This is a genomic window from Lacisediminihabitans sp. (genome assembly GCF_036404185.1).
Taxonomy (GTDB): domain Bacteria; phylum Actinomycetota; class Actinomycetes; order Actinomycetales; family Microbacteriaceae; genus Lacisediminihabitans.
Genome location: NZ_DASWPB010000212.1, coordinates 1 through 10,635, shown reverse-complemented (window position 1 = coordinate 10,635; position 10,635 = coordinate 1). Strand labels below are relative to the sequence as shown.

Sequence of the window (10,635 nt, the reverse complement as noted above, 5' to 3'; positions counted from 1 at the left end):
CCCGCGCATCCGCGGACATCAACGATCAATCAGTCAAGGAGCAGTAGAACCATGAACAGAAGAATTCTGTGGGGAGCGCTGTACGGCACTCTCGCAGTCGGGGGCATGATGGTCCTCGGCGCCACCGCGGCGAACGCGGCGGAAACCGGCGGGGACGATGGGATCGCCTCCGGCAGCCAGGTGGTCGGCGACATCGCCGCCCCCATCCAGGTCGGCGGCAACGCGATCTCCATCCTCGGAGACTCGTCCAGCACGGGTTCGGCGGCGGCGGGAACGCCGGCCCCATCGGCTCCGTCCACCACGGGTGGCGACGACTCGCTGCTCGGCGGAACCCAGGCGTTGATCACCGCGATCGCCCCGGTCACGGTCGGCGGCAACGCGATCTCGGTCGCGGGGGACAGCTCGTCGAGCGGTCCCGGAGCGGCTGCGGCACCGGCATCCACCGATCCGGCTCCCGCGACGACCGCCGCGGCACCGTCCACGAGCGGTCTCGACGGCATCGCCGGTGGAACCCAGGTTGTCCCGGATGTGACCGTCCCGGTCACGGTCGGCGGCAACGCGATCAGCGTGATCGGTGACACCGAGTCGGCACCGAGCTCGGCGGCCGTGGCCCCCGCGATGGTGAGCAGCGACGGCACCGGCTCGACGACCTCCGGCGCGAACGGCATCGCCGGCGGCAGCCAGATCACTCCCGACATCGCCATCCCGCTCGCCCTCGGTGGCAACGCGATTAGCGGCATCGGCGACTCCTCGTCTCGGGGCGCGAGCTCCGGGACGGGACAGACCTCGACGTCAGACGGCTCCGCCGACCCGACCACTTCTGCCGGATCGACGACCTCGGGTGAGGACGGTATCGCCGGCGGTACCCAGGTGGTCCCCGACGTCGCGGTTCCCGTGACGGTTGCCGGCAACGCGATCAGCGTGGCGGGCGACTCCTCCTCGGCGGGTTCGTCCGGCTCCGGCTCGACTACCACTCCGGTGACGGTCGGCGGCACCCCGGCAACGACCGACGGTGACGGTTCGGCCGTCGGCGGCACCCAGATCGCCCCGACGGTGTCCCTTCCCGTGACGGTGGGCGGCAATGCCGTTTCCGTCATTGGCGACAGCGGCACCGGCGGCACCGGTGGTACCGGCACGACGCCGACGGACCCGACCGGCCCGACCGGCCCCACGACGCCGACCACCCCGTCGACGCCGTCGACTCCGTCCGTTCCCGCCACGGGCGGAGTGATCACCACGGCCGGCTTGACCGCCTCGGCGCTCGCCTCGACGGGCGCGGAGGGCACCGGTCTCGCCGGTCTGCTGGCCGCGCTGGCCCTGCTGATCGGCCTCGGCTCGATGTTCGTCGCTCGCCGGCGCACCGCGCGGGCCTAGATCTGCGAGGTGGTTTGGCGCCGGCTCCGCCGAGCCGGCGCCAAATTGCCGCGCCCGGGAACGGCCGACTCGCCGGCCGCGACTCTAGAGCGAACCGAGGGCGGCCTCGATCGGGGTGTCCCCGCCGGTGAGCTCGAACTGCCGGCGGATCGCACCGTCGCCGTCGAGCAGGCCCGCGATCACCGCGGCGACATCGGCTCGCGGGATGCTGCCGCGCACGACCCGGTCTCCGACCGTCACGTGCCCGGTCGGCGGGTCATCGGTGAGGGCGACCGGGCGCACGATCGTCCAGTCGAGGTCGCGTTCGCGCACCGCGGCATCCGCCTCGCCCTTGGCCCGCAGATAGACCTGAAAGGTGTCGTCCGAGGTCGGGTCGCCCTCGTCCGCGCCGACACTCGACACGACGACCATTCGCCGCACGCCCGCGGCCACCGCCGCATCGGCGAGCAGGATCGCCCCGTCCCTGTCGAGGCTGAGTTTGCGGGCGTTGCCGCCGCCCGGCCCCGCGCCCGCCGCGAAGACCACCGCATCCACCCGTTCGAGCACGGTCCGGAGCTCGCCGACATCGGTCTGCTCGAGGTCGAGCACAACGGGAGTCGCTCCCGCGGCGAGAACCTCGTCGGCCTGGGCCGGATCGCGGATCAGCCCGATCGGCTCGTGTCCCGCGTGCGTGAGGAGCCGGGAGAGGAGGAGGGCGATCTTGCCGTGACCTCCGGCGATGACGATGCGCATCCTTCGACGATAAACGCTTCGGCGGTCGTCGTCACGCCCTCGTTTCCGCCGTCCCGCCGCCCTCCGTGTGCATAACTCCTGCAGATCGGGCGCCGGCGCCCGGCGTGGCCCGCAAATCCGGGAGAATCACGTCGTCCGGCGGAGAAGTGCAGGAGTTATGCGCGGGGCGGGATGCCGGTCCGGGGTGGCGCGGGAGAGCGGATCGATCGCGGGTAACCGGTGGCCGAGCGTCGCACGGATCGCACGGAGCGCACGGGCCGCGCGGTCAGCGGACGATGGCCCGCGGCGGCGCCGTGCTCGACCGCAGCACGAGGGTGGTGGGCACGATGCTCGTTCCGGAGCCGGGCTCGTGATCCTCGATCTCCCGCAGCAGCATCTCGATGCAGCGCCTGCCCACCTCGGCGAAGTCCTGATGCACGGTGGTCAGCGGCGGCCAGAACGCGCCCGCCTCCTCCATGTCGTCGAAGCCGACGACACTCACGTCGCGGGGCACGTCGAGCCCGCGTTCGTGCAGGGCACGCATGACACCGAGCGCCATCTGGTCGTTCGAGGCGAATACGGCAGTCAGCTCCGGTCGGTCGGCGAGCTCGAGCCCCCGCCGGTAGCCGGATTCGACGGTCCAGTCCCCGATGAGCGGCTCGGGGACCGGGGCCCCGGCCTCCTCGAGGGTGGCCCGCCAGGAGGCGGTGCGGCGGGACGCCGAGAACGAGGACGTGGGGCCGGCGATGTGGAAGACGGTGGTGTGGCCGAGCCCGAGCAGGTGCTCCGTGGCGAGCCGGGCGCCCTGTGCCTGGTCCGCGTCGACGACGGAATACTGCTCGCCCGCATCGGAGTCGACGATCACGACGGGGATGCCGGTCGGCAGCACGATGTGCGCCCGGTCGAGGATGTGCGCCTCGATGATGATGACGATGCCGTCGACGGCCTGCTGGGTGAGTCGGCCGAACGCCCCGGCGACCTCGCCCTGGGTGGGGACGGCGATCGGCATGAGCGTGATGGAGTACCCCGCCTCGGCGGAGGCCGTGGCGATCGCATCGAGGGTGCGCATGTTGCCGAAGGTCGACAGGGTGAACATGATCACGCCGATGGATCGGAACCGGCCGGTCTTGAGGGCCCTCGCCGCGCTGTTCGGCTGGTACCCCAGCTCGCCCATGGCGACCAGCACCCGGTCCCGGGTCGAGGCGTCGACGTTGGTGAGCCCGTTGGCCACCCGAGACACGGTCTGCGACGACACCCCCGCGGCCGCGGCGACGTCGGCCATCGACGGGCCCCGCCTGCCGCTTCGCAGATTCGTCATCGGATTCCATTCCCCATGTTTGCGTAAACATGCTAGCGTGTTCCCACATCATGTTTACGCAAACATGAGCATCGTGAAGGATGTTTTCCGACGCGGTGGGTTGGACAGCCAATGTAGGCCGAAAAATGACGGGAAATCGAAGATGACGACGACGTCTATCCCCCTCGGTGCGACCGATAAACCGCGACGGCGAAAGCCCAAACTGAACTGGAACGGCTGGAAGTTCGTCGGCCCGTTCATGGTGATCTTCGCCTTCGTGCTGATCGCCCCTGTCGTCTACTCGATCTACCTGAGCCTCTTCAAGGAGCAGCTCATCGGCGGCAACTCCTTCGTGGGGCTCGCCAACTACGGGCAGGCCTTCACCGACCCGAAGCTCTGGAACTCGCTCGGCAGGGTCAGCCTGTTCCTCGTGGTGCAGGTGCCGATCATGCTGGCGCTGTCGCTCATCGCCGCGCTCGCGCTCGACAGCGCGCGGCTCTACCTCTCCTCGTTCTTCCGGATCGCGATCTTCCTCCCGTATGCCGTCCCCGCCGTCGTCGCGACGCTCATGTGGGGCTTCATGTACGGCACCCAGTTCGGCCTCGTGAAGAACATCAACGACTGGCTCGGCACGGCCCTCGCGCCGCTCTCGAACAACTGGGTGCTCACCTCCGTCGGCAACATCGTGACCTGGGAGTTTGTCGGCTACAACATGCTGCTCTTCTACGCCGCGCTCCGGGTGATCCCCGTGGACCTCTACGAGGCTGCCGAGCTCGACGGAGCCGGAGCCTTCCGCATCATCCGCAGCATCAAGTTCCCGGCGCTGCGGCCGGCGATCGTGATCGGCACGATCTTCTCGATCATCGGAAGCTTCCAGCTGTTCAACGAACCGAACATCCTGCAGTCCCTCGCCCCCAACTCGATCAGCACCTACTTCACCCCCAACATGTACGCGTACAACCTGTCGTTCTCCGGCCAGCAGTACAACTACTCGGCGACCATCGCGATCATCGTCGGTGTCGCCACGGCCATCATCGCCTACGTCGTGCAACTCACCGCTTCCAGAAGGGAGGCCTGAGATGTCGGCCTCGACCACCATCGCGACCCCGGCCACCAGACGCCAGGCGGCCAGGCGCACGCGCCACGCCCACGGCAGCGGCGGCGTGGGCCTGCAGAAGCGCAGGTCCATCCCGCTGACCGTCGTCATGGCGCTGCTCGTGATCTACAGCCTGCTTCCGCTGTTCTGGCTCTTCGTGAGCTCGACGAAGACGCAGGCCCAGCTGCTCAGCTCCTTCGGGCTCTGGTTCAGCGGGCCGTTCGCGCTCTTTGACAACATCGGTCAGACCCTCACCTACGACAACGGCGTCTTCGTGCGCTGGCTGCTCAACACCCTGCTCTATGTCGTCGTCGGGGCCGGGGGAGCCACCTTCCTCGCCCTCATCGGCGGCTACGGCCTGGCGAAGTTCAACTTCCCCGGCAAGCGGGCCGTCTTCGCCATCGTGCTCGGCGCGGTCGCCATCCCCGGCACGGCGCTCGCGGTGCCGACCTTCCTGATGTTCAGCCAGATGCACCTCACCAACACCCCGTGGGCGATCATTCTCCCGTCCCTCATCAGTCCGTTCGGCCTGTACCTGATCTGGACCTATGCGGCGGATGCGATACCCACGGAGCTGCTGGAGGCGGCGCGGATGGACGGGGCGGGCGAATTCCGCACCTTCTTCACCATCTCGATCAGGCTGCTGACTCCCGGCCTCGTGACCGTCCTGCTGTTCACGATCGTGGCGACCTGGAACAACTACTTCCTGCCCTTGATCATGCTGAGCGAGCCGACCTGGTATCCCCTCACGGTCGGTCTCAACCAATGGAATGCGCAGTCCCAGACCGTCGGCGGGCAGGCCATCTACAACCTCGTGATCACCGGGTCGCTGCTCGCGATCGTGCCGATCATCGTGGCCTTCCTGTTCCTTCAGCGGTACTGGCAGTCGGGGCTCTCCGCCGGGAGCGTCAAGGCATGAGACGGGCCGCCGGATGTCGGGCCACCCGATGTCGGATCACCAGATGTCGTGCGATCACGGAGAGCGATCGCATGCAGTTCCACCCCAGCAACTCTCCACAGCGCGGCCTTCAAGGCCGGATTCATCGCAACACCTTTACGACGAAGTGAAAGGCAGAAAATGAGAACACCACACAGCACCGGCGCGCGCGTGCGCCGGGTCGCATCCATCCTCGCGACGGGAATGGCCCTGACGGTCGCCCTGGCCGCCTGCTCGTCATCGGGCGGATCGGCCGACTCCGGCAGCGCGAGCGACATCTCCGCCGCCCTGCAGAAGAAGTCGACCATCACCGTCTGGGCCTGGGCCCCCGCGGTCAAGGCGATCGGGCAGGCCTTCGAGAAGAAGTATCCGAACGTGACGGTCAAGGTCGTCAACGCCGGAACCGGGAACGACCAGTACGTCAAGCTGCAGAACGCGATCAAGGCGGGATCCGGCGCTCCGGACGTTGCCCAGATCGAGTACTACGCCCTGCCGCAGTTCGCGCTCTCCGACTCCCTCGCCGACCTCAGCGACTTCGGCCTCGACAGCCTGAAGGCCAAGTACACCGCGAGCACCTGGGGTTCCGTCAACCTCGACGGCAAGGTCTACGCCCTTCCGCAGGACTCCGGCCCCATGGCCCTGTTCTACAACAAGAAGGTCTTCGACCAGTACGGCCTCGACGTGCCGACCACCTGGGACCAGTACATCGCCGACGCGAAGAAGCTGCACGCGGCCAACCCGGCCGAGTACATCACCAACGACACCGGGGACGCCGGCTTCACCACGAGCATGATCTGGCAGGCGGGCGGCCAGCCGTACACCACCAGCGACGGCGGCAAGAAGGTGACGATCAACCTGCAGGATGCCGGTTCCAAGAAGTTCGCGAACACCTGGAACCAGCTCGTCGACGGCGGCCTCGTCTCGCCCGTCTCCTCGTGGAGCGACGAGTGGTACAAGGGCCTGGGCGACGGCACCATCGCGACCCTCGCGATCGGGGCCTGGATGCCGGGCAACCTCGAGACCGGCGTCACCGACGCCTCCGGAGACTGGCGCGTCGCTCCGCTGCCGACCTACACGGCCGGTGAGACCGCCAGTGCCGAGAACGGCGGCGGTGGGGATGCGATCCTCAAGCAGAGCAAGAACAAGCTCGTCGCCGCGGCGTTCCTCAAGTACATGAACGCGGGCGAGGGCACGCAGATCTCGCTCAAGGCCGGCGGCTTCCCGTCGACCGTGGCCGACCTGAACTCGAGCTCGTTCCTGGACGCGAAGATCGACTACTTCGGCGGTCAGCAGATCAACAAGGTGCTCGCCCAGTCGGCGAAGGACGTTGTGAAGGGCTGGAGCTACCTGCCGTTCCAGGTCTACTCGAACAGCATCTTCGGCGACACCGTCGGCCAGGCCTACGCCAACAAGTCGGACCTCAACGAGGGTCTGAAGGCGTGGCAGAAGGCGACGGCCAGCTACGGCAACGACCAGGGCTTCACGGTCACCAGCAAGTAAGCACCACCGGTGGCCCCCTCCGGTTTCGGCGGGGGCCACCCTCTTCTCCTCATCTCTTCCTCTCTCACCAAGGAGTGCCACAGTGGCGCACGCGCATCCGATGAGCCACAGCTTCGCCATCGGCGAGACCGACTTCCTGCTCGATGGCCGGCCGTTCCGGGTGATCTCCGGCGCCCTGCACTACTTCCGCGTGCATCCGGATCTCTGGGCCGATCGGATCCACAAGGCGCGCCTCATGGGTCTCAACACCATCGAGACCTATGTCCCCTGGAACGAGCACTCCCCGCGGCCAGGCGTTTTCGAGACCGGCGGCGGCCTCGATCTCGGTCGTTTCCTCGATCTGATCGCCGCGGAGGGCTTGCACGCGATCGTCCGCCCCGGCCCCTTCATCTGCGCCGAGTGGGACAACGGCGGGCTGCCCGCCTGGATCTTCGAGGATGCCGGGGTGGGCATCCGTCGCAACGAGCCGCGCTACATGGCCGCGGTCTCCGACTACCTCGCGGCGCTGCTGCCCATCGTCGCCTGTCGCCAGGTCGACCGTGGCGGTCCGGTCATCCTGGTCCAGGTGGAGAACGAGTACGGCGCGTACGCGGACGACAAGGACTACCTCCGGGCGCTCGTCGAGCTGAACCGCGCGGCGGGCATCACGGTTCCGCTGACGACCATCGATCAGCCGACCGATCAGATGCTCGAGGACGGCGGTCTTCCGGAGCTGCACCGGACGGCATCCTTCGGCTCCCGGTCCGGCGAGCGCCTGGCGACGCTGCGACGCCATCAGCCGACAGGCCCGCTCATGTGCGGGGAGTTCTGGGACGGCTGGTTCGACCACTGGGGCGCCCATCACCACACGACGGCGGTCGCGGCGGCGGCGGCGGAGCTCGACGAGCTGCTCGCGTCCGGGGCGTCCGTGAATCTCTACATGTTCCACGGCGGAACGAACTTCGCCTTCACCAACGGCGCCAACGACAAGGGTGTCTACCAGGCGACCACGACCTCGTACGACTACGACGCCCCGCTGACCGAGGCGGGAGAGCCTGGCCCGAAGTTCTGGGCCTTCCGCGAGGTCATCGCGAGGTACGCCCCGGTTCCCGACGAGCTGCCCGCCGCGTCGGCTCCGGCGCCGGTCTTCGAGATGGACCTGGACCGCTTCGTCTCGCTGTCGGATGCGCTTCCCGCCCTGGGCGCCTGGACCTCGTACGACCACCTGCCGACCCTCGACGAGCTCGGCCACTACCGCGGCTTCGCCCTGTATCGCACGACGCTCGAGCACGGGGGAGTGCTCAGCGTCGACGAGGTGCGCGATCGGGCGCAGTTCTTCCTCGACGGGGATCCTGTTGGCGTGCTCAGTCGCGACCAGCACGACCGTGCGCTGGTCGTGCCCCGCGGCGGTGTCCTCGACGTCCTCGTGGAGGACCAGGGGAGGGTCAACTACGGCGAGCGGATCGGCGAGCGCAAGGGCCTCATCGGCGGCGCGGTGCTGGACGGTGCGCCGCTCGAACGGTGGTCGGTGCTGCCGCTCGCGCTGTCGGTGCTGCCCGATCGGCTGTTCGAGGGGGACGCCGCGGTCACCGGGTCCGTCGCCGGACCGGCGTTCGTCTGCGGCGGTTTCGAGGTGGAGGAGCCTGTCGACCTGTTCCTCAGCACCGCGGGCTGGGGGAAGGGGGTCGCCTTCGTGAACGGCTTCAACCTCGGTCGCTATTGGAGCCGCGGTCCCCAGTCGACGCTGTACGTGCCCGCGCCGCTGGTGCGAGCGGGTCTCAACGAGGTCGTCCTGTTCGAGCTGCAGGGGCTGTCGACCCCGACCGCCCGCTTCGTCTCCGCTCACGAGCTCGGACACCTCGAGTTCTAGCCGGTGCGCCGCGGTCGAAGCGGCGGGAGCGCGGCGACGACCTCGCCGGACAGATCGTTACGTTACATTTCTGAGTGTGGGAAGCTTCGGGGGACGACACGTGTGGTCTGTTCTCCGGCGCCTGACGATCGCGACGCTGGCCGTGCTTGCGCATCCTGTGCGGCGGGGACGGGCGAGTTCCCGACCGTCCGGGATCGTCCCACCGGGGTATCCCGCGGGAGTGCGCCCCCGAAGCAGCGCACTGCCCGGTGCACCGCGGATGCCCGGCTGGTACGAGGAGCCCGGTGATCCCTGGAACGTCCGCTGGTGGAATGGTGCGGAGTGGACGGGGCAGCTGGTGCCGGTGACGGTCCAGATGCTGACCACGCCGCCCTCCAGGAAGCGGCCGTCGACGAAGCCCTGAGCCACGCGTGGCGGGTTCTGGGTCGCCGATCCGCGTCCGAGGACGCCTGTCGAGTCCGAACCCCGTTCACAACTCCGGCAATTCTCTGCCAGAGCCCCGGAGAAGCCCGGCAAAATCCCCGGATTTCTCGGGTTTTCGTGGGGCCGAGGTGGGGTTCGGATCCGAGTTGCAGGAGTTGTGAACGGGGAAACGGGGGATGTCCGCCGGGTGGCGAAATTGTTTCGGTCAAGTAAACAAGTTGGTAAGAGGGTTCAACTCGCCGTGCGGGTTGTTTTAGGCTCCCCGTCAAGCTCATGGATGGAGCGGACGCCCAGCGTTCGTCCCATCCGGCGGCGCTTACCCTGATTGTTTCCCGACGATCATCTATCTGATATCTGAATATTCTCAACAGAAGGAACCCGATCCTTATGTTTGCTTTGTCGACCCTGCACGCCCTTTCCGCGGACGTCCAGTTGAATCTTCCCCAGATTCAGGCGTTTCTCGGCGACTCGTTGCGCTATTTCCCCCTTGGCGTCGCGGGGATCATCGTTTGGGCCCTCTGGCTCTATCGAGTGATCCTCTCCGGAATGGCCAAGCCCATCGAGTCCGACTTCCGGACGACGACCTCGGTCATCGTGCCGTCGTATCACGAGGATCCGGACATCCTGATGCGGTGTCTGGAGAGCTGGCGCGCGCAGGATCCGACCGAGATCATCATCGTGCTCGACGTCGCGGACCTGGAGGCCTACCACCGCATCCAGGCGCTGGAGGATTCGCGGATTCGTCCGATCCTCTTCCACCACGTCGGCAAGCGATCGGCCCTGGGGGCGGGCATCCGCCTGGCACGATTCGAGATCCTCGTGCTGACGGACTCCGACACCTCCTGGGAGCCCGGGCTCCTTGCCAACGTGCAAAAGCCGTTCGTCGACTCCTCCGTCGGCGGCGTCGGCACTCAGCAGAACGTCTATCAGCGCAATTCCAGTGTGTGGCGCAAGATCGCGGACTGGCTCGTCAACCTGCGGTACTACAACTACGTACCGGCCATGGGCCGAGCCGGCGCGGTCCCCTGTCTCTCCGGTCGCACGGCCGCCTATCGTCGTGCGGCGGTGCTTCCCGTGCTCGACAACCTCGAGAACGAGTTCTTCCTCGGTCGCCGCTGCATCTCCGGCGACGACGGCCGGCTCACCTGGCTCGTGCTCGCCTCCAACTACAAGACGGTGCACCAGTCGTCCGCACGAGCCCTGTCGATGTTCCCGGCGGGCTTCGCCGCCTTCATCAAGCAGCGGGTCCGCTGGAGCCGCAACTCGTACCGCTGCTACATCACGGCGATTGCCAAGGGATGGGTATGGCGTGTGCCGTTCGTGACGAAGATCACGGTGCTGCAGATCCTCCTCACCCCGCTGACGATGGGACTGAGCATCTGGTATCTCATCTTCGCCCGGCTGGACTTCACGGTGCTCGGGGTCGCCTTCACCGTCGCATGGCTGCT

Annotated in this window: 9 protein-coding genes; 7 read left to right on the top strand and 2 right to left on the bottom strand. The window is 67.6% G+C overall.

All coding sequences use genetic code 11. The features are described from left to right. The first annotated feature begins 51 nt into the window (after window positions 1–51). Entirely contained in the window at window positions 52–1,374 is a 1,323-nt protein-coding gene (locus tag VGC18_RS15130; RefSeq protein WP_331098889.1) for a hypothetical protein, read from the top strand. 84 nt (window positions 1,375–1,458) lie between these two features. Here the strand turns inward: VGC18_RS15130 and VGC18_RS15125 are convergent, their stop codons facing one another. Together VGC18_RS15125 and VGC18_RS15120 are read right to left on the bottom strand one after the other, a co-directional pair. Then, complete coding sequence (locus VGC18_RS15125) at window positions 1,459–2,106, bottom strand: NAD(P)H-binding protein (RefSeq protein WP_331098887.1); 648 nt, start codon at window positions 2,104–2,106, stop codon at window positions 1,459–1,461. 265 nt (window positions 2,107–2,371) lie between these two features. Further along, a complete protein-coding gene (locus VGC18_RS15120) occupies window positions 2,372–3,403 on the bottom strand; it encodes a LacI family DNA-binding transcriptional regulator (RefSeq protein WP_331098885.1) in 1,032 nt (343 codons plus the stop codon). 142 nt (window positions 3,404–3,545) lie between these two features. On the opposite strand from VGC18_RS15120, the gene VGC18_RS15115 reads away from it, so the two are divergent. From VGC18_RS15115 to VGC18_RS15090, 6 genes are all read left to right on the top strand, one after another. Continuing rightward, complete coding sequence (locus VGC18_RS15115) at window positions 3,546–4,460, top strand: sugar ABC transporter permease (RefSeq protein WP_331098883.1); 915 nt, start codon at window positions 3,546–3,548, stop codon at window positions 4,458–4,460. A gap of 1 nt (window position 4,461) precedes the next feature. After that, window positions 4,462–5,397 carry a carbohydrate ABC transporter permease gene (locus tag VGC18_RS15110; RefSeq protein ID WP_414672899.1) on the top strand — a complete coding sequence of 312 codons (936 nt, stop codon included), beginning with the start codon at window positions 4,462–4,464 and terminating at the stop codon, window positions 5,395–5,397. A 159-nt stretch (window positions 5,398–5,556) separates the two neighbouring features. Beyond that, window positions 5,557–6,915: a sugar ABC transporter substrate-binding protein gene (locus tag VGC18_RS15105; RefSeq protein WP_331098881.1), complete on the top strand. Its 1,359-nt coding sequence runs from the start codon at window positions 5,557–5,559 to the stop codon at window positions 6,913–6,915. A 100-nt stretch (window positions 6,916–7,015) separates the two neighbouring features. Then, complete coding sequence (locus tag VGC18_RS15100) at window positions 7,016–8,764, top strand: beta-galactosidase family protein (RefSeq protein WP_331098891.1); 1,749 nt, start codon at window positions 7,016–7,018, stop codon at window positions 8,762–8,764. Window positions 8,765–8,984: 220 nt separating this feature from the next. Then, window positions 8,985–9,167 carry a DUF2510 domain-containing protein gene (locus tag VGC18_RS15095; RefSeq protein ID WP_331098879.1) on the top strand — a complete coding sequence of 61 codons (183 nt, stop codon included), beginning with the start codon at window positions 8,985–8,987 and terminating at the stop codon, window positions 9,165–9,167. Window positions 9,168–9,574: 407 nt separating this feature from the next. Then, on the top strand, window positions 9,575–10,635 hold a 1,061-nt coding region (locus VGC18_RS15090; RefSeq protein WP_331098877.1), incomplete at its 3' end, for a glycosyltransferase.

Bases quoted from the DNA above. Each gene is read 5' to 3' on its own strand.
- VGC18_RS15110 (WP_414672899.1), top strand. From the start codon at position 4,462: ATGTCGGCCTCGACCACCATCGCGACCCCGGCCACCAGACGCCAGGCG.
- VGC18_RS15115 (WP_331098883.1), top strand. From the start codon at position 3,546: ATGACGACGACGTCTATCCCCCTCGGTGCGACCGATAAACCGCGACGG.
- VGC18_RS15100 (WP_331098891.1), top strand. From the start codon at position 7,016: ATGAGCCACAGCTTCGCCATCGGCGAGACCGACTTCCTGCTCGATGGC.
- VGC18_RS15125 (WP_331098887.1), bottom strand. From the start codon at position 2,106: ATGCGCATCGTCATCGCCGGAGGTCACGGCAAGATCGCCCTCCTCCTC.
- VGC18_RS15130 (WP_331098889.1), top strand. From the start codon at position 52: ATGAACAGAAGAATTCTGTGGGGAGCGCTGTACGGCACTCTCGCAGTC.
- VGC18_RS15105 (WP_331098881.1), top strand. From the start codon at position 5,557: ATGAGAACACCACACAGCACCGGCGCGCGCGTGCGCCGGGTCGCATCC.
- VGC18_RS15120 (WP_331098885.1), bottom strand. From the start codon at position 3,403: ATGACGAATCTGCGAAGCGGCAGGCGGGGCCCGTCGATGGCCGACGTC.